Consider the following 21,451-nt stretch of genomic DNA (forward strand, 5'->3'; position numbering starts at 1 on the left):
CAAATGTGGGAGGGGGCTTGCCCCCGATAGCGGTATGTCAGTTAAACCACTGTTGACTGACCCACCGCTACCGGGGGCAAGCCCCCTCCCACAGGGGTTTTGTGTGAACCGGACAGGTCGCGGTAGCCGGCGCCGGGGTGATTGGCGCCCAATCTCGGGCCCTCGCCAAACAGCTTCTCGCGCAACGTGCCCTGGGCGTATTCGGTCTTGTACACGCCACGCTTCTGCAGCTCCGGCACCAGCCACTCCACGGCGTCGACAAAGGTCTCGTGGGTCAGCGCATACGCCAGGTTGAAGCCGTCCACATCGGTCTCTTCGACCCACTCCTGCAGCAGGTCCGCCACCGTCTGCGGGCCGCCGACAAACAGCGGGCCGAAGCCGCCGATGCCAACCCAGTTGGCCAGTTCATTCGGCGTCCAGACCTTGTCGGGATCGGCCGTGGAAAAGGCTTCCACCGCCGACTGGATGGCGTTGGTGTGCACATGCTTGAGCGGCTCGTCGGGTTTGAACTGGCTGAAATCGATACCGGTCCAGCCGGAGATCAGCGCCATCGCGCCTTCGTAGCTGACATAGGACTTATAGTCATCGAACTTGGCCTTGGCCTGCGCGTCGGTCTCGCCGACGATCACCGTCTGCAGGTTGAAAATCAGGATTTTGCGCGGATCGCGCCCCGCCTCGGCCGCACGCCGGCGAATATCGGCGACGGTCTTTTTCAGCAGCACCTTGGACGGCGCGGCCACGAACACGCACTCGGCCTGTTCGGCGGCGAATTGCTTGCCACGGCTGGAGGCGCCGGCCTGGTACAGCACCGGCGTGCGCTGCGGCGAGGGTTCGCACAGGTGGATGCCGGGCACCTGGAAGTGTTTGCCCACATGACGAATCTCGTGGATCTTGCGCGGGTCGCTGAACACCCGGCGCTCGCGGTCGCGCACTACCGCGCCCTCTTCCCAGCTGCCTTCCCAGAGTTTGTAGCAAACCTGCAGGTATTCCTCGGCATAGTCATAGCGTGCATCGTGTTCGGTCTGGGCTTTTTGCCCAAGGTTCCTGGCGCCGCTTTCCAGATAGGAGGTGACAATGTTCCAACCGACCCGGCCCTTGGTCAGGTGGTCGAGGGTGGAGAGCCTGCGCGCGAACGGGTACGGATGCTCGAAGGACAGCGACGCCGTCAGGCCGAACCCCAGGTGCTCGGTGACCAGGGCCATCGGTGCGATCAGCGACAGCGGATCATTGACCGGCACTTGCGTCGCCTGGCGGATCGCCGCGTCGCCATTGCCGTTGTAGACGTCGTAGATGCCCAGCACATCGGCGATGAACAGCCCGTCGAATTTGCCGCGCTCGAGGATCTTCGCCAGGTCCGTCCAGTATTCCAGGTCCTTGTACTGCCAGGAACGGTCCCGGGGGTGCGCCCACAGGCCGGGAGACTGGTGGCCGACACAGTTCATGTCGAAGGCATTCAGGCGAATTTCGCGAGACATCAAAGCACTCCGTTGAGGTGGTAGTTGCCGACGATCCGGTATTTCACGCGCAGCGGGTCATCAAGCGGCGACGGCAGCGCGGTGCGGTGGCCGGTCAATTCGAACTGCGCATTGCTGGCGGCGATAAGGGCTTCGGCGGCGGCGATCTGTGCCTCGGTGACAGCCACCGGGCTCGGGTCGGTTTCGGCGCGCTCGAACAGGGCCGCAGCCACGTCGACACGAATCTGCAAATCGCCGAAGCGGCTGATCACGTAAGGGTCGTCGCTGCGCTCGACAAAGCGGCGGGTGGTTTCCAGCAGTTGGCGCGCATGTTTCAGTGCAGTCATGGGTGAGGGTCCTCAGTTCCAGGCATGGCGTGCGGGCTTCACGCCGTTGAGCACGAAGTTGCCGATCAGGTGGTATTTCCAGCGCGCCGGGTCGTGCAAGGTGTGGGTGCGCGCGTTACGCCAGAAACGGTCGAGGTTGTGCTTGCCGGTGACCGAGCGAGTGCCGGCCAGCTCGAAGAGTTTGCTGCTGGCGAGCAAGGCCGTTTCGGCGGACAGCACCTTGGCCTGGGCGACGATCAGCGAGGCGTTGGCGACGGTGTCTTCAGTCGGTTCGGCGAGGGCCAGGTCGACCGCCCTGCCCGCCTTGGCGAGAATCGCTTCGGTGCCGTGCACGCGCCACGCCAGATCGCCGATGGCGGCAATGGTGAATGGGTCTTGCCAGCCGTGATCCTGCTGGCTGTCGATCCAGGGCCGTGCCTGGCGGGCGTGAATCTTCGCCTGCTCCAGCGCGCCCAGCGCAATGCCGGTATCGACTGCGGCCTGGATAATCTGCGAGATCGGGCCGTCGGCGGTGGGTTGATCAAACGCCAGGTGTGCGGGGATGACCGCACTCAAGGGCACGCTCACACCGTCGAGGGTCACGCCACCACTGGCGGTGGTGCGTTGGCCGAAGCCGTCCCAGCTGTCAATCACCGTGAGGCCGGGCGCATCGCGTTCGATAAAGGCAATCAGCGCCTGCCCGTGCTCGTTGTTGCCGACGGTCGGCACGATGTGCGCAAACAACGCGCCGGTGCAGTAGAACTTCTCGCCGTCAACGCGGGCGAAGTCGCCGTCGATGCGAATCTGCGTGTCGAACGTACCGGCGTTTTTGCTCTTGGCTTCGGAAAAGGCATTGCCGAAGCGATAGCCCGCCAGCACCTTGCCGAAGTAGTGGCGCTTCTGCTCCTCGGTGCCGGTTTGCAGGAGGATATCCACCACGCCGAGATGGTTCTGCGGAATCTGCCCCAGTGACGGGTCGGCGGCGGAGATCAGCTTGATCACCTCGGCCACGGTCACATACGAAACCTCGGCGCCGCCGTAGGCTTTAGGAATGGTGATGCCCCACAGGCCGCTGGCAGAGAACTCGTCGAGTTCCGCCACCGGCAGGCGCCGCTCACGGTCGCGCTCGCTGGCCTCCAGGGCAAACCGCGCCGCCAGCCGCGTGGCGACCTCGATGGCTTCCGCGTCCGAGCGGATGATATGGGCTGAGTGTTGAGGGTGGGCTGACATGGGCCGACTCCAGGCTCCGAATGAATAACAGAGCCTTTGCAGGAGTCGTGCCGTTTATAAATCACCCTGAAAATCAACAGGCTGTAGAAACAAGCGCTGTTTTTCGCGATCTCCGGGCAGCAAAATGTTCAATTGCTGTTGCGCTACCAACAGCTGAACCGGGCGGCGTTTTATGGAAAGCCTGCAACACGCCGCGTCAGATGGTCTGGCTACCAGCGCCAAGGGGTCTGACCTCATACTTGCCCTCGACCACGCTATTGACCGCATGCTCCACCTCAGCCCTCGCCTGTGCTGCGCGCTCAGGGTTATTGGCTTCCCAGCGTTCAATATTTCGCCGCCCGAATTGATCGATAAAGGCGTTCTTCCTGTCGGCCATGATGGTGGTCATTTGTTGTGTGCCGACATTGTGTTCCGGGCTCTTGTCGCGGTACGGGAAGTCCTGACCGCCCGCCACCCAGTTTTCGGTAAAAAATTGCTGGAGTGCGGGCTCGGGCAATACCGATAATCTGTAGGCCACTTCAAGAGCAGGCCCAAGCGCCTTTTCGTGGCTCTGGATATTTTTGGCCTCATAAATATCGTTTTCGGTCTTGACCATATCCTTGATGGTGGAAAGAAGCGGCCTGCTGCGCGGGATGGTGCTGATGCCCGTCAGCGAGGGCGGAAAATCGCTGGAGAAGGTGGAATCCTTGCGCTCGAACAAGCTGGTCGATTGCAACGGATTTTCCGGGCGCGCGCCCTGGGTTGCACGTTCAAAGCTCTCCGCCTTGGAAAGCCCGCCAAATCCCAACGTCCCGCTCCCGCCAAAATCAACCGTCATGCCCCTGTATTGGTCTTTGGCCGTGTCGGGTTGAAAATAACCAAAATTGCAAAATGAAAAATTCAGGTAATCCCAGTTATTAATCAACCGCGAGGCAAAGTAGTGCTGCTGCTGTTCCTGCTTGAGTTCTGGCGGCAGCAAGTCATTGAGTTTCTCCAGCACCGAAAACTTGATCAGGTTTTCAGCCTTTACTTTATCCAGCACGCCCGGCGCCTGCCGATGCTGGCCGTCAGGAAAAGCTTGATAAATATCTTCGAGACGGCTGTCCGCTTTGTTATAGGACTGAACGAGCGCATGATAGGAATCGATGACTTTCTTGACGGCTGGCGCGCTGACGAGCGACTTTTCACCTTCGGCCTTGAGTAATTCAGGCATCACCTTGGTATCTAACAGGAATGTACCGAGGTCCTTGAAGCTCGGCTCGACCTTGGACGCAACACACGCAAATTTTGATAAGTCCGCATTCGCGGAAAAGTCCCCTCTGGTGGTTTTATTAAAGTCAAAAAAACCTTCACAACCATTGCACAGCATCATCTTGGGCGCGCCCAAGCCGGTCATCGAGAACAGATTACCCATTACCACTTCTTCAGCGGCGACGTAATTGGTGTAGTAAGGGTTTTTTACGCGATATAGCTCATTATCATGTTCGATAAACTGGGCATCACGCGTGAATAAAATCCCATTACTGCTGCGCTCCACGGGCACTCCACCCGAGAGGTTGACGGGTGCCTTCGGCATCGTCCCGCGAGCGCGCTCTGTATCGGTGTTGGTTGTTGATGTACTCGAAGGCGCGGTCGTCGAGATATAAGGAACCAATGACGGTGACGTGGAAGAAACTAACATAGCCATGACCTCTGCATGAAATAAACACATTCTAACGATCGCTTCACCCACTCAAGGTCGGCGAAGGGGATTCCAATATCAGCACAGCATTCAATTACTGACCCGACCCATGCTGTATTTACTTTTTCAAGGTTGCTTCCATGGATTGGAAACATAGGTAACAGGAATCCCTTCAAACTGTTTTTTATTCGAAGCCGAATTAAACGACACCCAAAGTCCCGAGCGCGTTCTAGGCATCATCTCCAACACTTTGCCCTTGATAGTGCCGCTGCCAAACGCCTTGTCCTCCAGCACGTCAATAATTTTATCCAGTGCGATACTGCCGGCGTCGGCCTCACCTGCCGGAAGCCGCTGATTCACGCGCACATGAATATGCAGGCCGGCGGTTGAGTCTCCGTAGATCGGGCTGTGCAAATATATTTGCACAGTGTCCTTGCCCGGCTGATAACCGTAAACCTGCTCGATGGAACGCATGCTCACTTCCTTAAAGGATTTAAGCAGGCCAAGGTGTTCTTTTTTCACGTCGATGGGATTCACCAAAAACGTGCGGTTTGTACGTCTTTCATATTCGCCTACACGTTCGCGCACATTCACACCCTCACCGGTATTCATGGGATTTTTGAAAATCTCTTGAAACGCCTGGCGATGTTCAAACAGATCAGGTGGTATCCAGTATCCCACCAGCGCAAAGCCGCCGGTATCACGAGTGCGGGCGCTCAAGTTCAAGGGCTCTGGAAAAATCTCGGGATATTTTTCTATGTATCGCGTATTGGGCATCAATACGATGCCGCCCTGCGAAGTGAACGGCGTTACTGGAAACTGCTCGGGGTGTTGCCGGAAAGCGAGGAACTTTTTGTCGTCAGCCTGCGTAAAAAAATTGTAGATGAAATCAGGCAGCACCTGATTGTGCGTATAGCGAGCGATGCGTGTTTCCAAGCCGGCCTCGGAGACGAGCCCTACTTGAGGCATGTTGTATTTATCGGCGGATTTTTTTGAGCACAATGGGGCTCGGGCCAGGGCGGTTCTATCAACGGGAGGGAGATTGACGCCTTTATCCTCGCGGTAGTTGCGATACCGTAAAGGTGTGGCGAACGTGGCCCGTTTCTTTTCTTCTGCGCCGACCACATGCTCAGCCTCCCAGCTACGCCAGTGTGGCGGGCACTCACTGTTGGACTTGACCGGACTGGCGTGCGTATTGATTAATGACGCATCATTATCTAACGGCGAAGGCGGTCTGGTCATACCAAGTGGGCTTACAGCCATGGGCATCTCCCCTTATTCCAGTGTTCTCCATTTGGAGAACTCGGGAAAAAAGTAATGCACCCAACTTGGGACGTCGCGATGACTAATCCGAGAATCGCGACAGAGCTTTCGGTGTTGCTTCAAATCACCACATTGCGAACAAACCGAACAGCCACGACGCCATCATTGCAATAGACGTGGGTTTGATCGCTGGAAAACATAAAGAACTCACCCGCCGCTATGTGTTTGCTCGTGCCATCCAACGTCAGGGTCAAACAGCCTTCGAACACAAAGACCTGCACGCTCCAGCCTTGCGGATCAGGTTCCGGACGATAGCGATCACCCGGCTCCAGGCGCATCTCCCACAGTTCGACTTCACGCCGCGCCGTGGCCTTGGCCAGCAACACGGCTTTGCTGCCGGGGATATCACCCGCCCAGGCCAGTTCGTTGATGCGACTGTGGTCGCCGGCGTCCGGCGCCTGGATCAAATCGCTGAACGCCACCTCCAGCGCTTCGGCCACACGGTCCAGGGTGGACAGGCTGACGTTCTTTTCGCCGGCCTCGATGGCCACCAGCATGCGCCGACTGACCCCGGATTTTTCCGCAAGCGCGGTCTGGCTCAGGTCGGCGGCATGGCGCAGGCGCCGAACGTTCTGGCTGACGTGTTGCAGGACCGAAGCCCGGTGTGGATTTTCTTTGTGCACTATATTGCTCAATGGGTAGGTGTGCGCAGTATACTGCCCAGCGTGCGGCGCATTGTGCGGTCCGTGCCTTTCCCTTGCAAGACCGAGCCGCCATGACTGCCCCGAACTCCCCTTCGCGTTTCAATCGCTTCAGCAAAGCCGAATGCATCCTGGTGGTCATCACCATGATCTGGGGCGGCACCTTCTTGTTGGTGCAGCATGCCATGAGCGTCAGCGGGCCGATGTTTTTCGTGGGCCTGCGCTTTGCGGCAGCGGCCATTGTGGTCGGCTTCTTCTCCCTGCGTACGCTACGCGACCTGACGCTGTTCGAGTTGAAGGCCGGGGTGTTCATCGGCGTGGCGATCATGTTCGGCTACGGCTTGCAGACCATTGGCCTGCAGACGATCCTGAGCAGCCAGTCGGCGTTCATCACCGCGCTCTATGTGCCCTTCGTGCCGTTGTTGCAGTGGCTGGTGCTGGGTCGGCGCCCGGGGTTGATGCCGAGCATCGGCATTATGCTGGCGTTTGCCGGGTTGATGCTGTTGACCGGCCCGGCCGGTGCGTCGCTGAATTTCAGCGCCGGTGAAATCGCCACGCTGATCGGTGCCGTGGCGATTGCCGCCGAAATCATTCTGATCAGCGCTTTTGCCGGGCAAGTGGATGTGCGGCGGGTGACCGTGGTGCAACTGGCCACGGCGTCGCTGCTGTCATTCCTGATGGTGGTGCCGATGGGCGAGCCGTTGCCGGGCTTTTCCTGGCTGCTGTTGTTCAGCGCGGTGGGCCTGGGCCTGACCAGTGCGGTAATCCAGGTGGCGATGAACTGGGCGCAGCAGAGTGTATCGCCGACCCGGGCCACCTTGATCTATGCCGGCGAGCCGGTGTGGGCCGGCGTGGTCGGGCGGATTGCCGGCGAGCGCTTCCCGCCGATCGCGATGGCAGGCGCGGTGTTGATTGTAGTGGCGGTGATTGTGAGTGAGTTGAAGAGGAGTAGCTCGAAAACTGGCGATGTGCAGGACGCGGTCGAGCAGGAAAATCGGGGGTGATGTGTTGAGCTACAAGCTGCAAGCCACAAGCTGCAAGAGGCAGGCGTTCGGCTTGTAGCTTGCGGCTTGCAGCTTGCCACTTGTAGCTGCTTTACTGCTCCCTTGTAGGATCCTGCCACATCTTGCCGTTTGGTGATCGCGAAAGCGGCACGTATGATGCATCCCAAACTCCCGCAGATTAGAAGCCTATGTCCCTGATAGTTCTACTGCTTCTGCCATTCATTGGCAGCTGTCTGGCGGCCTTGCTGCCGCACAATGCACGTAATAGCGAATCCCTGCTGGCCGGCCTGGTGGCTCTGGTCGGCACCGTTCAAGTCGCCCTGCTCTACCCCCAGATCGCCCACGGTGGCGTCATCCGTGAAGAGTTCATGTGGCTGCCCAGCCTCGGCCTGAACTTCGTGCTGCGCCTGGATGGCTTCGCCTGGCTGTTCTCGATGCTGGTGCTGGGTATCGGTACGCTGGTGGCGTTGTATGCGCGTTACTACATGTCGCCGGACGATCCGGTGCCGCGGTTCTTCGCGTTTTTCCTGGCCTTCATGGGCGCCATGCTCGGGCTGGTGATTTCCGGCAACCTGATCCAGATCGTGTTTTTCTGGGAACTGACCAGCCTGTTTTCCTTCCTGTTGATCGGTTACTGGCACCACCGCGCCGATGCGCGACGGGGTGCGTACATGGCGCTGATGGTCACCGGCGCAGGGGGTTTGTGCCTGCTGGCCGGGGTGATGCTGCTGGGGCACATCGTCGGCAGCTACGACCTGGACCAGGTGCTGGTGGCGGGCGATCAGATTCGCGCGCATTCGCTGTACCCGGTCATGCTGGCCCTGGTGCTGATCGGCGCCCTGAGCAAAAGCGCACAGTTCCCCTTCCACTTCTGGCTGCCCCACGCCATGGCCGCGCCGACACCGGTTTCGGCCTACCTGCACTCGGCGACGATGGTGAAGGCCGGCGTGTTCCTGCTGGCCCGCCTGTGGCCGTCGCTGTCCGGCAGCGAAGAGTGGTTCTGGATCGTCGGCGGTGCCGGCGCGCTCACCCTCCTCCTCGGCGCCTACTGCGCCATGTTCCAGAACGATCTCAAGGGCCTGCTGGCCTACTCCACCATCAGTCACCTCGGGCTGATCACCCTGCTGCTGGGCCTCAACAGCCCGCTGGCCGCCGTCGCGGCAGTGTTCCATATCCTCAACCACGCCACCTTCAAGGCCTCGCTGTTCATGGCGGCGGGCATTATCGACCACGAAAGCGGCACGCGGGACATCCGCAAGCTCAGTGGGCTGGTGCGCCTGATCCCGTTCACCGCGACCCTGGCGATGGTGGCCAGCGCCTCGATGGCCGGCGTGCCGTTGCTCAATGGCTTCCTGTCCAAAGAGATGTTCTTCGCCGAAACCGTATTCATCTCGTCGACAAAATGGGTGGAAGTCATGCTGCCCGTGATCGCGACCATCGCCGGCACCTTCAGCGTGGCCTATGCATTGCGGTTCACCGTGGACGTGTTCTTCGGCCCACCGGCGACCGACCTGCCGCACACCCCCCACGAACCTCCACGCTGGATGCGCGCACCGGTTGAACTGCTGGTGTTCACCTGCCTGCTGGTGGGTATCTTCCCGGCGCAGATGGTCGGCTCGATCCTGGCCGCCGCCGCCTTGCCGGTGGTGGGCGGCGCGCTGCCTGAATACAGCCTGGCGATCTGGCACGGCTGGAACGCGCCGATGATCATGAGCCTGGTGGCGATGTCCGGCGGTGTGGTGCTGTACCTGATGCTGCGCAAGCAACTCAAGCGTGGCCGTTTCACCTATCCGCCGCTGATTGGCTACTTCAACGGCAAGCGCGGCTTCGAGCGTTGCCTGGTGGTGATGATGCGCGGGGTGCGCAAGATCGAAAAACGCATCAGCACCAAGCGCCTGCAAACCCAATTGTTCCTGCTGGTGACCGTGGCGGTGATCGGCGCCCTGATCCCGATGCTCAACAGCGGCCTGACCTGGGGTGACCGGCCGAAGATCCCCGGCTCCGTCGTGTTCGTCACCCTGTGGGTGCTGGCGATTGCCTGCGCACTGGGCGCCGCCTGGCAGGCCAAGTATCACCGGCTGGCAGCCCTGACCATGGTCAGCGTGTGCGGCCTGATGACGTGCATTACCTTCGTGTGGTTCTCGGCGCCGGACCTGGCCTTGACGCAACTGGTGGTGGAAGTGGTCACCACCGTGTTGATCCTGCTCGGCCTGCGCTGGCTGCCACGGCGGATCGAAGAGGTGTCGCCACTGCCCAACACGCTGCGCAAGGCGCGGATTCGGCGGGTGCGCGACTTCCTGCTGTCCACCGTGGTGGGCGGCGGCATGGCGCTGTTGTCCTACGCGATGCTGACACGCCAGACCCCCAACGATATCTCCTCGTTCTACCTCAGCCGCGCCCTGCCCGAGGGTGGCGGCAGCAATGTGGTGAACGTAATGCTGGTGGACTTCCGCGGCTTCGATACCCTTGGCGAAATCACCGTGCTCGGCGCCGTGGCGCTGACCGTGTATGCCCTGCTGCGGCGCTTCCGCCCGTCGAAAGAAAGCATGGAACTGCCGCCGCAACAGCGCCAGCTGGCGCCGGACGTGGCCACCGACCTGGTCAACCCGCGCCAGGCCAGCGACACCGCCCTGGGCTTCATGATGGTGCCGGCGGTGCTGGTACGCCTGCTGTTGCCGATCGCGATGGTGGTGTCGTTCTACCTGTTCATGCGCGGCCATAACCAGCCGGGCGGCGGTTTTGTCGCCGGGTTGGTGATGTCGGTGGCGTTTATCCTGCAATACATGGTGGCCGGCACGCAGTGGGTCGAGGCGCAGATGAGCCTGCGGCCGATGCGCTGGATGGGCTTCGGCCTGTTGGCGGCAACGCTCACCGGGCTCGGCGCGTTGTTTGCCGGCTACCCGTTCCTCACCACCCATACCTGGCATTTGAGCTTGCCGGTGCTGGGCGACATCCATGTCGCCAGCGCGCTGTTCTTCGATGTCGGCGTCTACGCCATGGTCGTCGGCTCGACCCTGCTGATGCTCACCGCCCTCGGCCACCAGTCGGTGCGCGCGCATAAACCGAGCAACCAGCCCAAAGCCGTCGTCAACCCACAAGGAGCTGCCGCCTGATGGAAGAAGTCATTGCAATTGCCATTGGGGTCCTGGCGGCCTCCGGCGTCTGGTTGATCCTGCGCCCACGGACGTTCCAGGTGGTGATGGGCCTGTGCCTGTTGTCATACGGGGTCAACCTGTTCATTTTCAGCATGGGCAGCCTGTTTATCGGCAAGGAGCCGATCATCAAGGACGGCGTGCCGCAAGACCTGCTCAACTACACCGACCCCCTGCCCCAGGCGCTGGTGCTCACGGCCATCGTGATCAGCTTCGCCATGACCGCGCTGTTCCTGGTGGTGCTGCTGGCTTCACGGGGCCTGACCGGTACTGACCATGTGGACGGCCGGGAGCCCAAGGAATGAATTGGGTCAACCAACTGATCGTTGCGCCGATCCTGCTGCCGTTACTGACCGCGGCGCTGATGCTGATGCTCGGCGAAAAACGCCGCCCGCTCAAAGCCAGGATCAATCTGTTCTCCAGCATCATCGGCCTGGGCATCGCCGTATTGCTGCTGTACTGGACACAACAAGGCGGCCCGGGCTCGATCGGTGTGTACCTGCCGGGCAACTGGCAAGTGCCGTTCGGTATCGTGCTGGTGGTGGATCAGCTGTCAGCGCTGATGCTGGTGCTGACCGGGATCATCGGCGTCAGCGCGCTGTTGTTCGCCATGGCCCGCTGGGACCGTGCCGGCACCAGTTTCCATGCGCTGTTCCAGGTGCAGATGATGGGCCTGTACGGTGCCTTCCTCACCGCCGACCTGTTCAATCTGTTCGTGTTCTTCGAGGTGTTGCTGGCGGCCTCCTACGGCCTGATGCTGCACGGTTCCGGCCGCGCCCGAGTATCGTCGGGGTTGCATTACATCGCGATCAACCTGCTGGCGTCGTCGCTGTTTTTGATTGGCGCGGCGATGATCTACGGGGTGACCGGCACGCTGAACTTCGCTGACCTGGCGCTGAAAATCCCGCTGGTGCCCGAGGCCGATCGCGGCCTGCTGCACGCCGGCGCGGCGATCCTGGCCACCGCGTTCCTGGCCAAGGCCGGCATGTGGCCGCTGAACTTCTGGCTGGCGCCCGCTTACTCATCGGCCAGCGCGCCGGTGGCGGCGATGTTCGCGATCATGACCAAAGTCGGCGTGTACACCGTGCTGCGCCTGTGGACCTTGCTGTTTTCCGGCCAGGCCGGCGCTTCGGCGTTGTTTGGCGGTGACTGGCTGGTGTACGGCGGCATGGCGACCATCCTCTGCGCGGCGCTGGCAATGCTCGCGGCGCAACGCCTGGAACGCATGGCGAGCCTGAGCATCCTGGTATCGGCCGGCATCCTGCTGTCGGCCGTGGGGTTTGCCCAGCCCAGCCTGACGGCCGGGGCGCTGTTCTATCTGGTCAGCTCCACCCTGGCGTTGAGCGCGCTGTTTTTACTGGCGGAATTGATCGAACGCTCGCGCTCGGCCAATGACCTGCCGCTGGACGAGGAAATCGACGCCCTGCCCAAGGCCATGGAATCCCTGCATCCACGGCCCGGCGTCAACCTCGACGATGAACAGAAAGCCGTGATCGGCCAGGTGATCCCCTGGACCATGGCGTTCCTGGGCCTGAGCTTTATTGCCTGCGCGCTGCTGATCATCGGCATGCCGCCCCTGTCCGGGTTTATCGGCAAGCTCAGCCTGCTGCATGCGCTGGTCAATCCGCTGGGCCTGGGCAACGCGGTGGATGAACCCATCCGCCCGGCGGCCTGGGGCCTGGTGGCGCTGTTGATCCTGTCGGGGCTGGCCTCGCTGATTGCCTTCGCCCGGCTTGGCATCCAGCGTTTCTGGACCCCGGAAGAACGGCCCTCGCCCCTGCTGCGCCGCTATGAATGTGTGCCGATCTTCCTGCTGCTGGGCCTGAGCATCGCGCTGACCTTCAAGGCCGAGCCACTGATGCGCTACACGCTGGCCACCGCCAAGAGCCTGAACAATCCGGAAAGCTACGTGATGGCGGTGATGGCGACGCGCCCGGTGCCGAGCCCCGAAGCCCAGGCAGCCGCCCTGGAGGTGCAACCATGAAGCGCCTGTTTCCCGCCCCGTGGTTGTCCCTGGCCCTGCTGGGTTTGTGGCTGGTGCTGAACCTGTCCATGAGCCCCGGCAACCTGTTGCTCGGTGCATTGCTGGGCGTGCTGGCGCCGCTGATGATGGCGCCACTGCGCCCGCAACCGATCAGCCTGCGCCGTCCCGGCGTGATCCTGCGCCTGTTTCTGCTGGTGGGGCGCGACGTGATTGTCTCCAACCTGCAAGTGGCCTGGGGCGTGTTGACCTGCGGCTCACGCCCGCCGCGCGCGCGCTTCATCAAGATCCCCATCGACCTGCGCAGCCCCAACGGCCTCGCGGCGCTGTCGATGATTACGACGGTAATCCCCGGCACGATCTGGTCGGAACTGGCGCTGGACCGCAGCGTCCTGCTGCTGCATGTGTTCGACCTGGACGATGAGGCGCAATTTATCGAGCATTTCAAATCCGCCTACGAACGGCCCCTGATGGAGATCTTCGAATGAGCGCCCTGCTCTCCAATGCGATCCTGTTGAGCCTGTTCCTGTTCTCACTGGCGATGGTGCTGACGTTGATCCGCCTGTTCAAAGGCCCGTCTGCCCAGGACCGGGTACTCGCGCTGGATTATCTGTACATCCTGGCGATGCTGATGATGCTGGTGCTGGGCATCCGTTATGCCAGTGACACCTACTTTGAAGCGGCGCTGCTGATTGCACTGTTCGGCTTTGTCGGCTCGTTCGCCCTGGCCAAATTCCTGTTGCGTGGGGAGGTGATTGAATGATGCCGTTATGGATGGAAGCCGTTGTCGGTTTGCTGCTGGTCCTGAGCAGCCTGTTTGCGCTGATAGGGGCGCTCGGGTTGTTGCGCATGAAGGATTTTTTCCAGCGCATGCACCCACCGGCGCTGGCCTCGACGCTGGGTGCGTGGTGTGTGGCGTTGGCATCGATCATCTACTTTTCGGTACTCAAGTCCGGGCCGGTGCTGCACGGGTGGTTGATTCCGATTCTGCTGTCGATCACCGTGCCGGTGACCACCCTGCTGCTGGCGCGCACGGCGTTGTTCCGCAAGCGCATGGCCGGAGATGATGTGCCCGCCGAAGTCAGCAGCCGCCGCTGATTCCTGTAGAGAACATGGTCAAAACTGTGGGAGGGGGCTTGCCCCCGATGGCGGTGGGTCAGTTACCGATGAACTGACTGATCCACTGCTATCGGGGGCAAGCCCCCTCCCACATTTGGAACTGTACTAGGCGAAAGATCGGATTCGCTCGGCCAATTCTGCCAGTTCGGCATCATCCGCCCGCGCGTGGTCGTGGGAAGAGATATCTGATCTTTCCCACGCTCCACGTGGTAATGCCGCCTGGGACGCTCCGCGTCCCGCCGAACAGCTCAAGTCAAGCATGAGGTTCAGGCGGAAATTTCCGACAGCGTTTTAGGGTTGTCACCCGGAAGATAGCTGCCTAATCTTCGGCGGTCGCTGCACATTCAGCGACCGGGTTTCGCAGCCCGATTAAACTCTAGGTGACTCCAATACTCTGGGAGCTTCGCCATGATTAAAGACAGTCCGAATCCACCGTCAGATTCAACCGCATTTCACACTGCCGCTCATCGAGCAATCAATCACTACCTGAACCCGTCTGAAAAACCAGAGCCATCTGTTGAGGATCATGGTTTGTTTACCGTACGCGAAGGATTAGACGTCGAGACGCTGCTGATCAACGCGTCGGAGGATCTTGCGTCGGTTCAGGCATTGGCTAGTCATTTAGCCTTTGAGATTGATGGCACACCACGCTGCGTGGCACTAGGGATTTGCCGAATGGTGGAAACCATCCAGCTTCTGGTGAATGAAGCACTGAATGAGCATTGCGCGGGAATTGAAAAATAGTAGGCGACGAATGCCGTCATTACCTTCGCTCGCACAACCCCAGCAAAACGCCCCAGCATAACGGGGCGTTTTTCTTCTCACACAAACCCGAATAATCCTACATCCCGCTCGCACGATAAAAGGCGAAACATCCGATATTTCCTATTTACATTTTTCCGTATGTTTATGGCGAATGAATCAGGATACCAACGTCCATGGCTAACCACGGCTACATGTCCATTAACGGAAAATCTCAAGGCCTGATTTCGGCTGGCTGCTCAACTCAAGACTCCATTGGCAACAAGTGTCAGGAAGGGCATCGAGACGAAATCATGGTGATGTCCTTCAACCACAATATGCTCAACACCGGCAATGTCAGAGCTTCCACTCATGGCCCGGTGGTCATCACAAAAAGCATTGATAAATCCTCGCCCTTGCTAGCCGTGGCGTTATCCAACAGAGAAGAACTGAACTGCGTCATCAACTTCTATCGAATTTCACAGTTTGGTCGGCACGAAAAATACTACACCGTCGATATAAGGGGCTGCATCATTGCCAGCCTGACCGTAGATGTTCCCCATTCCGTACTCCTGAATGATGTAGACGCACAAGAACATCTGGCGATTCGTTATCGGGAAATTATCTGGACACATCACATCGCGGGGACCAGCGGCTATGGCTCATGGGAAAGCGGGCGATGAACTCAAAGAACAAAAATCAAACGCCTACTTTCTATGACTTGGGGATAGTCAGCCAAGCCGCTGCAAAACTGACCAATCATGCGTGCGCAATAAGTGCCCGACATCTACAGGATGGCGTTAATCGTTCGATATTCAATCGGGAAGTGGCCTATTACGCTCGCAGTATTGTTAACGATGTAGAGCAGGGAAAAAAGACAGTCGCAGAGGGGCTTATTGAGATAAAAAAAGAGCAGCGTAGCTTGCTGGATCAGTCAAAAGAAATCGCACAAAAAGGAGTTGGAGTTGTTGCGGGGGCACTTCAGATCGCCGCAGGCGCTGGAATTTGCTACGCCTCGGTGGGTACGCTCTGCCTCATCGCAGGGGTGCCATTGATGGCGCACGGTGCTAATAATTTATATGAAGGCGGACGTAACCTAGCAACAGGACAATCAGACACCGTCGGACCGGTTCGTGCCATGTATCAATCAGTCGCCTTCGCCGCCGGTCACGGAGAGCGAGAGGCAAACATGGCTTATGGCGCCGTAGATATTGGATTATCCGCCTACAGTATTGTGAGGTACGTGCTGAAGCCTGACGCTTGGCGCTTGTTCAGATACCTAGACGCGGACCGTGTGCGAGCTTATAAAATAATGAGCCCAAGTTCATTGGGAGCTGAAGCGGTTATAAATGGAATTACAATAAATCAGCTTTACGAAGAGCAAAAAAATGATCGCCTGGATCTTCCCGACATTATCCATACTTGGCGTGGCCTGTGCATTCTCACTTAGAGTATTACTTTCCAGTGAAACCTTAGGATACACCAAGCTATTTCTTGGACTAATTCCAAACATGCTAGCTATGGCTCTGCATTTCCAAATCGCGTACCTCAACAAGTTCCCGTTCCTAGGATATAGGCCAGACATAATCGATGAGCATATTTTTATTGGGTGGCTAGCGCTTATTTGCTTCTTTCTGCACGCTAGTGCATTTCCAGTCAAGCAGGACTTAAATTGGTGGTGGAAACGTTAAGGGGCATCTTTTTTTGCTCCTCAAAAAACGCCCCAAACCAGTCGGGGCGTTTTTCATTCAGCCTGTTGCTATCAACGGTCAGTCAGCCAGCCGCCACGTCGTCCCGCCCTTCCCGTCTTCCAACACCACGCCCATGGCGGTCAGTTGGTCACGGATACGGTCGGATTCCGCCCAGTCTTTACCAGCCCGAGCAGCCAAACGCGCCTGAATCAGCGCGTCCACCTGCGCCGCATCCACCCGCCCTTCAGCGCCGGCCTGCAGGAAGTCATCCGCCTCCATCTGCAACACGCCCAGCACGCTGGCCAGCTCTTTCAGACGCGCCGCCAGACCTGCCGCTGCGTCGAGATCGCTCTCGCGCAAACGGTTGATCTCACGCACCATCTCGAACAACACGGCGCAGGCTTCGGGGGTGCCGAAGTCGTCGTTCATGACTTCGGTGAAGCGTGCCACGAAGGCTTCGCCGCCGGCCGGGGCCACTGCGGGCAAGCCTTTCAACGCATGGTAGAACCGCTCCAGGGCGCCCTTGGCGTCCTTGAGGTTGTCTTCCGAGTAGTTGATGGCGCTGCGGTAGTGGCTCGACACCAACAAATACCGCACCACTTCCGGATGGTACTTTTCCAGCACGTCGCGAATGGTGAAGAAGTTGTTCAAGGACTTGGACATCTTCTCGCCATTGATGCGGATCATGCCGCAGTGCATCCAGGCGTTGGCGTAGGTCTTGCCGGTGGCGGCTTCGCTCTGGGCGATTTCGTTTTCGTGGTGCGGGAATTCCAGGTCGCTGCCGCCGCCATGAATATCGAAGGTCTCGCCCAGGCAGCAGGTGGACATCACCGAGCATTCGATGTGCCAGCCCGGACGCCCGGCACCCCACGGCGACTCCCAGCTCGGCTCGCCGGGCTTGGTGGCTTTCCACAGCACGAAGTCGAGCGGGTCCTGCTTGGCTTCGTCGACTTCGATGCGTGCGCCGATGCGCAGGTCTTCGATCCGCTTGCGCGACAGCTTGCCGTAGCCCATGAACTTGGCGACGCGGTAGTACACGTCGCCATTGCCCGGGGCGTAGGCGTAGCCCTTGTCGATCAGGGTCTGGATCATCGCGTGCATGCCAGGGATGTGGTCCGTGGCGCGCGGTTCCATGTCCGGCTTGAGGATGTTGAGGCGCGCCTCGTCCTCGTGCATCGCGGCGATCATGCGCTCGGTCAGCGCGTCGAACGACTCGCCGTTTTCATTGGCGCGGTTGATGATCTTGTCGTCGATGTCGGTGATGTTGCGCACATAGGTCAAGTCATAGCCGCTGAACCGCAACCAGCGGGTCACCAGGTCGAAGGCAACCATGCTGCGGCCGTGGCCGATGTGGCAGTAGTCGTACACGGTCATGCCGCACACGTACATGCGCACCTTGTTGCCATCCAGCGGCTTGAAGACTTCTTTGGTCTTGCTGAGTGTGTTGTAGATCGTTAGCACGACAGTTCCTTAAACAGAATCACTGGCCCCACGAATCACGCAAGGTCACGGTACGGTTGAATACCGGCCGACCAGGTTTGGAGTCCTTGATATCCGCGCAGAAGTAACCTTCGCGCTCGAACTGGAACCGGTCTTCCGGCTGTGCGTCGCCCAAAGAGGGTTCGGCACGACAACCGGTGAGCACTTGCAGGGAGTCAGGGTTGATGTTGTCGAGGAAACTGGCGCTGTCTTCGGCCTTCTCGGGGTTCGGCGAACGGAACAGACGATCGTACAAACGCACTTCGCACTCGATGCTGGCAGCGGCCGGCACCCAGTGGACCACGCCCTTGACCTTGCGGCCTTCAGGGTTCTTGCCCAGGGTGTCGGGGTCGTACGAGCAGCGCAGTTCGACGATGTTGCCGTCGGCGTCCTTGATCGCTTCATCGGCACGAATCACGTAGCTGCCGCGCAGGCGCACTTCGCCGTTCGGCTCCAGGCGCTTGTAGCCTTTTGGCGGCTCTTCCATGAAGTCATCGCGGTCGATGTAGATTTCACGGGCGAACGGCAGCTTGCGCACGCCGAGTTCTTCCTTCTGCGGATGACGCGGCAGTTCGAGGTTTTCGACCTGATCTTCCGGGTAATTGGTGATCACGACTTTCAGCGGACGCAGCACGCACATGGCGCGCGGGGCATTGGCGTCGAGGTCCTGGCGGATGCTGAACTCGAGCATGCCGAAGTCGACCACGCCGTCGGAGCGGTTGGTGCCGACCATGTCGCAGAAATTGCGGATCGATGCCGGGGTATAGCCGCGACGGCGGAAGCCCGACAGAGTCGACATGCGCGGGTCGTCCCAGCCATGCACGTGCTTTTCATCCACCAGTTGCTTGAGCTTGCGCTTGCTGGTGATGGTGTAGTTCAGGTTCAGGCGGCTGAATTCGTACTGGCGCGGCTGGGCCGGCACCGGCAGGTTGCTCAGGAACCACTCGTACAGCGGACGATGGCTCTCGAACTCCAGGGTGCAGATGGAGTGGGTGATGCCTTCGATGGCGTCCGACTGACCGTGGGTGAAGTCGTAGTTGGGGTAGATGCACCACTTGTCACCGGTCTGGTGGTGGTGGGCATGGCGGATGCGGTACATGATCGGATCGCGCAGGTTCATGTTTGGCGAGGCCATGTCGATCTTGGCGCGCAGTACGCGGGCGCCGTCGGGGAATTCGCCGGCGCGCATACGGTTGAACCAGTCCAGGTTCTCTTCCACCGAACGGTCGCGGAACGGGCTGTTCTTGCCCGGCTCGGTCAGGGTGCCACGGTATTCCTTGGCCTGTTCCGGGCTCAGGTCGTCGACGTAGGCCTTGCCGGCCTTGATCAGCTCGACGGCCCAGTCGAACAACTGGTCGAAATACTTGGAGGCATAGCGCACTTCACCGGACCACTCGAAGCCCAGCCACTTGATGTCGCTTTCGATGGCGTCGATGTATTCCTGGTCTTCCTTGGCCGGGTTGGTATCGTCGAAACGCAGGTGCGTGACGCCACCGAACTCCTGGGCCAGACCGAAGTTCACACAGATCGACTTGGCGTGACCGATGTGCAGGTAGCCGTTGGGCTCTGGCGGGAAACGGGTGACGATCTGCGTGTGCTTGCCCGAATCCAGGTCCGCATGGATGATCGGGCGCAGGAAGTTGACCGGGACGGCAGGTCCGGCCTTGGCATTCGGGGTAGGGTCGACAGTGGGCTTGCTCATAGGATCCTTGAACAGACAGGTTCGTGGCCGGGTGGGGCCAGATAAAACAAAGGGCTCATAATAGCCGATGCAGTCAAGACACTGACAGGCCGGGACCGAAAACTGCTGTTTAATTACTGCTTTTATGGCCGGGGCGGTAAAAAACCACCTCGAAATTCCTGCGGGGCACGCTAAACTGCGCGCCTTGGCCGTCGTTTAAGCCAGACAGGTAAGGTGCCCCAGGCACTCAAACCCACGAATTCCCTGAAAAGAGTAGTGAACATGACTCAAGTCAAACTGACCACCAATCACGGTGACATCGTCATCGAGTTGAACGCCGAGAAAGCGCCGATCACCGTCGCTAACTTCATCGAGTACGTCAACGCCGGCCACTACGAAAACACCGTTTTCCACCGTGTCATCGGCAACTTCATGATCCAGGGCGGCGGTTTCGAGCCAGGCATGAAAGAGAAGAAAGACAAGCGCCCAAGCATCCAGAACGAAGCGGACAACGGCCTTTCCAACGACAAGTACACTGTCGCCATGGCCCGTACCATGGAGCCGCATTCGGCCTCCGCGCAGTTCTTCATCAATGTGGCCGACAACGCTTTCCTCAACCACAGCGGCAAGAACGTGCAGGGCTGGGGTTACGCCGTATTCGGTAAAGTCACCGAAGGCCAGGACGTCGTCGACAAGATCAAAGGCGTGTCCACCACGTCCAAAGCCGGTCACCAGGACGTTCCAGCCGAAGACGTCATCGTCGAGAAAGCCGAGATCGTTGGGTGATATTGCTGATTTCAGACTTGCATCTGGAAGAGGAGCGCCCGGACATTACCCGGGCGTTTCTGGATCTGCTCCATGGCCGCGCCCGTGGTGCCCAGGCGTTGTACATTCTGGGGGACTTCTTCGAAGCCTGGATTGGCGACGATGGGATGACCGCGTTCCAGCGCTCCATCTGTGACGCGCTGCGCGAACTGAGCGACAGCGGCACCGCGATTTTCATCATGCACGGCAACCGCGATTTCCTGATCGGCAAGGCGTTCTGCAAAGCCGCAGGCGCCAGCTTGCTCAAGGACCCGAGTGTCGTGAAGTTTTATGGCGAGCCCGTGCTGCTGATGCACGGCGACAGCCTCTGCACCCGCGACCTCGGCTATATGAAGCTGCGGCGCATCCTGCGTAACCCGGTTGTGCTGTTTATCCTGCGCCACCTGCCCCTGGGCACACGCCACAAGCTGGCGCGAAAGCTGCGCAGCGAAAGCCGTGCACAGACGCGCATGAAGGCCAACGACATTGTCGATGTCACCGCCGAAGAAGTACCGCGAGTGATGCAGCAATTCGGCGTGCGCACCCTGGTCCACGGCCACACGCACCGCCCCGCCATTCATAAGTTGCAGATTGGCGACCAGGCGGCCAAGCGGATTGTGCTGGGGGATTGGGACAAGCAAGGCTGGGCGTTGCAGGTGGATGAGCAAGGCTTTCAACTGGCGGCATTTGACTTCGTCAATCCGCAGTTGGCCCTTCCCGGCGCTTGATCCGCAACACCACTGATCCCATGTGAACAGAGATCAAACTGTGGGAGGGGGCTTGCCCCCGATGAGGGAGTGTCAGTTGATACATCTGTAACTGACCCTCCGCCATCGGGGGCAAGCCCCCTCCCACAGTTGATTGCGTTCCAATCCGTTCGGATCAGTGGCCGCTTGCTTCCGGCCCGGCTTTCGCGCCAAACGGCGGCTTGGCCAGCCATACCAGCAACAATCCGCAGTTGACCCTGCCTGGCGCTTGATACCTGACAACACACATCCAATGTGGGAGGGGGCTTGCCCGCGATGAGGGTGTGTCAGTTGATGCATCTGTGACTGACCCACCGCCATCGGAGGCAAGCCCCCTCCCACAGTTGATTGCGTTCCAATCCGTTCGGATCAGTGGCCGCTTGCTTCCGGCCCGGCTTTCGCGCCAAACGGCGGCTTGG

At 59.7% G+C, this 21,451-nt stretch carries 20 protein-coding genes; 12 read left to right on the top strand and 8 right to left on the bottom strand.

Going from position 1 to position 21,451, the window contains the following annotated elements; translation table 11 throughout:
• Positions 1–41: 41 nt before the first annotated feature.
• The 6 genes from BFQ00_RS14815 to BFQ00_RS14840 form a co-directional block, all read right to left on the bottom strand.
• Positions 42–1,475, bottom strand: coding sequence for an LLM class flavin-dependent oxidoreductase (locus BFQ00_RS14815; protein ID WP_065933932.1), 1,434 nt, complete (start codon positions 1,473–1,475; stop codon positions 42–44).
• On the bottom strand, positions 1,475–1,801 hold the full coding sequence (locus BFQ00_RS14820; protein ID WP_065933933.1) for an acyl-CoA dehydrogenase: 327 nt from the start codon (positions 1,799–1,801) through the stop codon (positions 1,475–1,477). The genes BFQ00_RS14815 and BFQ00_RS14820 overlap by 1 nt, the downstream gene beginning before the upstream one ends.
• 12 nt (positions 1,802–1,813) lie before the next feature.
• A complete protein-coding gene (locus BFQ00_RS14825) occupies positions 1,814–3,010 on the bottom strand; it encodes an SfnB family sulfur acquisition oxidoreductase (protein ID WP_065884920.1) in 1,197 nt (398 codons plus the stop codon).
• A gap of 196 nt (positions 3,011–3,206) precedes the next feature.
• Entirely contained in the window at positions 3,207–4,670 is a 1,464-nt protein-coding gene (locus BFQ00_RS14830) for a hypothetical protein (RefSeq protein WP_139114993.1), read from the bottom strand.
• A gap of 126 nt (positions 4,671–4,796) precedes the next feature.
• A complete protein-coding gene (locus BFQ00_RS14835) occupies positions 4,797–5,933 on the bottom strand; it encodes a hypothetical protein (RefSeq protein WP_130184034.1) in 1,137 nt (378 codons plus the stop codon).
• A gap of 119 nt (positions 5,934–6,052) precedes the next feature.
• Positions 6,053–6,616, bottom strand: a complete 564-nt coding sequence (locus BFQ00_RS14840) for a helix-turn-helix domain-containing protein (protein ID WP_065933936.1) — start codon at positions 6,614–6,616, stop codon at positions 6,053–6,055.
• A gap of 92 nt (positions 6,617–6,708) precedes the next feature.
• Here BFQ00_RS14840 and BFQ00_RS14845 point away from each other — a divergent pair, with 92 nt between their 5' ends.
• The 10 genes from BFQ00_RS14845 to BFQ00_RS14890 all read left to right on the top strand — a co-directional run bounded on the left by BFQ00_RS14845 (position 6,709) and on the right by BFQ00_RS14890 (position 16,081).
• Positions 6,709–7,638, top strand: coding sequence for a DMT family transporter (locus BFQ00_RS14845; protein WP_065933937.1), 930 nt, complete (start codon positions 6,709–6,711; stop codon positions 7,636–7,638).
• A gap of 188 nt (positions 7,639–7,826) precedes the next feature.
• Positions 7,827–10,751 carry a monovalent cation/H+ antiporter subunit A gene (locus tag BFQ00_RS14850; protein WP_065884915.1) on the top strand — a complete coding sequence of 975 codons (2,925 nt, stop codon included), beginning with the start codon at positions 7,827–7,829 and terminating at the stop codon, positions 10,749–10,751.
• Complete coding sequence (locus BFQ00_RS14855; protein ID WP_003192163.1) at positions 10,751–11,095, top strand: Na+/H+ antiporter subunit C; 345 nt, start codon at positions 10,751–10,753, stop codon at positions 11,093–11,095. The genes BFQ00_RS14850 and BFQ00_RS14855 overlap by 1 nt, the downstream gene beginning before the upstream one ends.
• Positions 11,092–12,774, top strand: a complete 1,683-nt coding sequence (locus BFQ00_RS14860; RefSeq protein ID WP_065884914.1) for a monovalent cation/H+ antiporter subunit D — start codon at positions 11,092–11,094, stop codon at positions 12,772–12,774. The genes BFQ00_RS14855 and BFQ00_RS14860 overlap by 4 nt, the downstream gene beginning before the upstream one ends.
• On the top strand, positions 12,771–13,259 hold the full coding sequence (locus BFQ00_RS14865) for a Na+/H+ antiporter subunit E (RefSeq protein WP_065884913.1): 489 nt from the start codon (positions 12,771–12,773) through the stop codon (positions 13,257–13,259). The genes BFQ00_RS14860 and BFQ00_RS14865 overlap by 4 nt, the downstream gene beginning before the upstream one ends.
• The gene (locus BFQ00_RS14870; protein ID WP_010209507.1) at positions 13,256–13,534 is read left to right on the top strand and encodes a K+/H+ antiporter subunit F; all 279 of its coding nucleotides are present in this window, start codon (positions 13,256–13,258) and stop codon (positions 13,532–13,534) included. The genes BFQ00_RS14865 and BFQ00_RS14870 overlap by 4 nt, the downstream gene beginning before the upstream one ends.
• Positions 13,531–13,869: a Na+/H+ antiporter subunit G gene (locus tag BFQ00_RS14875; protein WP_065933938.1), complete on the top strand. Its 339-nt coding sequence runs from the start codon at positions 13,531–13,533 to the stop codon at positions 13,867–13,869. The genes BFQ00_RS14870 and BFQ00_RS14875 overlap by 4 nt, the downstream gene beginning before the upstream one ends.
• Positions 13,870–14,298: 429 nt before the next feature.
• Positions 14,299–14,634: a DUF6124 family protein gene (locus BFQ00_RS14880; RefSeq protein ID WP_065933939.1), complete on the top strand. Its 336-nt coding sequence runs from the start codon at positions 14,299–14,301 to the stop codon at positions 14,632–14,634.
• 194 nt (positions 14,635–14,828) lie between these two features.
• Complete coding sequence (locus tag BFQ00_RS14885) at positions 14,829–15,314, top strand: Hcp family type VI secretion system effector (protein ID WP_065933940.1); 486 nt, start codon at positions 14,829–14,831, stop codon at positions 15,312–15,314.
• Entirely contained in the window at positions 15,311–16,081 is a 771-nt protein-coding gene (locus BFQ00_RS14890) for a DUF4225 domain-containing protein (RefSeq protein ID WP_065933941.1), read from the top strand. The genes BFQ00_RS14885 and BFQ00_RS14890 overlap by 4 nt, the downstream gene beginning before the upstream one ends.
• Before the next feature lie 319 nt (positions 16,082–16,400).
• On the opposite strand, the gene cysS is transcribed toward BFQ00_RS14890, so the two are convergent.
• Positions 16,401–17,783 carry a cysteine--tRNA ligase gene (gene cysS / locus BFQ00_RS14900; RefSeq protein ID WP_065933943.1) on the bottom strand — a complete coding sequence of 461 codons (1,383 nt, stop codon included), beginning with the start codon at positions 17,781–17,783 and terminating at the stop codon, positions 16,401–16,403.
• A gap of 19 nt (positions 17,784–17,802) precedes the next feature.
• Positions 17,803–19,503 carry a glutamine--tRNA ligase/YqeY domain fusion protein gene (locus BFQ00_RS14905; protein ID WP_065933944.1) on the bottom strand — a complete coding sequence of 567 codons (1,701 nt, stop codon included), beginning with the start codon at positions 19,501–19,503 and terminating at the stop codon, positions 17,803–17,805.
• A 261-nt stretch (positions 19,504–19,764) separates the two neighbouring features.
• On the opposite strand from BFQ00_RS14905, the gene BFQ00_RS14910 reads away from it, so the two are divergent.
• Together BFQ00_RS14910 and lpxH are read left to right on the top strand one after the other, a co-directional pair.
• A complete protein-coding gene (locus BFQ00_RS14910) occupies positions 19,765–20,268 on the top strand; it encodes a peptidylprolyl isomerase (protein ID WP_057721741.1) in 504 nt (167 codons plus the stop codon).
• On the top strand, positions 20,265–21,014 hold the full coding sequence (lpxH, locus tag BFQ00_RS14915) for a UDP-2,3-diacylglucosamine diphosphatase (RefSeq protein WP_065933945.1): 750 nt from the start codon (positions 20,265–20,267) through the stop codon (positions 21,012–21,014). Before BFQ00_RS14910 ends, lpxH begins: the two co-directional genes overlap by 4 nt.
• Positions 21,015–21,451 lie beyond the last annotated feature (437 nt).

It is taken from the genome of Pseudomonas sp. 28 E 9 (genome assembly GCF_900004785.1).
Taxonomy (GTDB): domain Bacteria; phylum Pseudomonadota; class Gammaproteobacteria; order Pseudomonadales; family Pseudomonadaceae; genus Aquipseudomonas; species Aquipseudomonas orientalis_A.

Coding starts and splice junctions, on each gene's coding strand:
- BFQ00_RS14855 (WP_003192163.1), top strand. CDS start 10,751: ATGGAAGAAGTCATTGCAATTGCCATTGGGGTCCTGGCGGCCTCCGGC.
- BFQ00_RS14890 (WP_065933941.1), top strand. CDS start 15,311: ATGAACTCAAAGAACAAAAATCAAACGCCTACTTTCTATGACTTGGGG.
- BFQ00_RS14830 (WP_139114993.1), bottom strand. CDS start 4,670: ATGTTAGTTTCTTCCACGTCACCGTCATTGGTTCCTTATATCTCGACG.
- BFQ00_RS14820 (WP_065933933.1), bottom strand. CDS start 1,801: ATGACTGCACTGAAACATGCGCGCCAACTGCTGGAAACCACCCGCCGC.
- BFQ00_RS14905 (WP_065933944.1), bottom strand. CDS start 19,503: ATGAGCAAGCCCACTGTCGACCCTACCCCGAATGCCAAGGCCGGACCT.
- BFQ00_RS14885 (WP_065933940.1), top strand. CDS start 14,829: ATGGCTAACCACGGCTACATGTCCATTAACGGAAAATCTCAAGGCCTG.
- BFQ00_RS14845 (WP_065933937.1), top strand. CDS start 6,709: ATGACTGCCCCGAACTCCCCTTCGCGTTTCAATCGCTTCAGCAAAGCC.
- BFQ00_RS14880 (WP_065933939.1), top strand. CDS start 14,299: ATGATTAAAGACAGTCCGAATCCACCGTCAGATTCAACCGCATTTCAC.
- BFQ00_RS14865 (WP_065884913.1), top strand. CDS start 12,771: ATGAAGCGCCTGTTTCCCGCCCCGTGGTTGTCCCTGGCCCTGCTGGGT.
- BFQ00_RS14910 (WP_057721741.1), top strand. CDS start 19,765: ATGACTCAAGTCAAACTGACCACCAATCACGGTGACATCGTCATCGAG.
- BFQ00_RS14860 (WP_065884914.1), top strand. CDS start 11,092: ATGAATTGGGTCAACCAACTGATCGTTGCGCCGATCCTGCTGCCGTTA.
- BFQ00_RS14815 (WP_065933932.1), bottom strand. CDS start 1,475: ATGTCTCGCGAAATTCGCCTGAATGCCTTCGACATGAACTGTGTCGGC.
- BFQ00_RS14825 (WP_065884920.1), bottom strand. CDS start 3,010: ATGTCAGCCCACCCTCAACACTCAGCCCATATCATCCGCTCGGACGCG.
- BFQ00_RS14850 (WP_065884915.1), top strand. CDS start 7,827: ATGTCCCTGATAGTTCTACTGCTTCTGCCATTCATTGGCAGCTGTCTG.
- BFQ00_RS14835 (WP_130184034.1), bottom strand. CDS start 5,933: ATGGCTGTAAGCCCACTTGGTATGACCAGACCGCCTTCGCCGTTAGAT.
- BFQ00_RS14870 (WP_010209507.1), top strand. CDS start 13,256: ATGAGCGCCCTGCTCTCCAATGCGATCCTGTTGAGCCTGTTCCTGTTC.
- BFQ00_RS14875 (WP_065933938.1), top strand. CDS start 13,531: ATGATGCCGTTATGGATGGAAGCCGTTGTCGGTTTGCTGCTGGTCCTG.